Source organism: Pseudoalteromonas sp. SWYJZ12 (genome assembly GCF_015864395.1).
Lineage (GTDB): Bacteria > Pseudomonadota > Gammaproteobacteria > Enterobacterales > Alteromonadaceae > Pseudoalteromonas > Pseudoalteromonas arctica.
On sequence record NZ_JADYXH010000073.1, the window covers coordinates 1 to 570 of the forward strand.

General features: G+C 38.6%; 2 protein-coding genes. Both read right to left on the reverse strand.

The annotated features are described in order from the left end of the window. Positions 1–92, reverse strand: a 92-nt coding sequence (locus I6F42_RS20050; RefSeq protein WP_269435917.1) for a sugar phosphate nucleotidyltransferase, incomplete at its 3' end; no start/stop codon positions are given. A 1-nt stretch (position 93) separates the two neighbouring features. Further along, positions 94–570: GDP-mannose 4,6-dehydratase (locus I6F42_RS20055; RefSeq protein ID WP_197153212.1), on the reverse strand; the 477-nt coding region annotated here is incomplete at its 5' end.

A 570-nucleotide genomic window follows, 5' to 3' on the forward strand; every position in this document is an offset into this window, starting at 1 on the left:
TTATCATAAATTGGGAGTAACTGCTTGGATACACCCATAGTAATAGGATAAAGGCGTGTACCGGAGCCTCCGGCAAGGATAATTCCTTTCATGCTATTTTCCTTTAGCTGTCATATGTATTTCGCCCAGACGCTCACGCTGATATGAACCATCTTGTACGTTTTGACACCATATTTGATTATCTAAATACCACTGAACCGTTTTACGTAGGCCTGTTTCAAAGGTTTCTATTGGTGTCCAGTTTAGCTCTGTACTCATTTTTGACGAGTCAATAGCATAACGTCTATCGTGACCAGGGCGATCTGTCACGTACGTTATCTGCTCTGAGTACGGGGAGTCCTTAGGCACTAAAGTATCTAGAATACTGCAAATACTTTTAACAACTTCAATGTTTTGCTTTTCGTTATGACCACCAATATTATATGTTTCACCAATTTTACCTTCTGTTACTACCTTATATAGAGCTCGAGCATGATCCTCAACGAATAACCAATCTCTAATCTGATCACCTTTACCATAAATAGGTAAGTCTTTACCTTCTAGCGCATTAAGTATTACTAAAGGTATTAA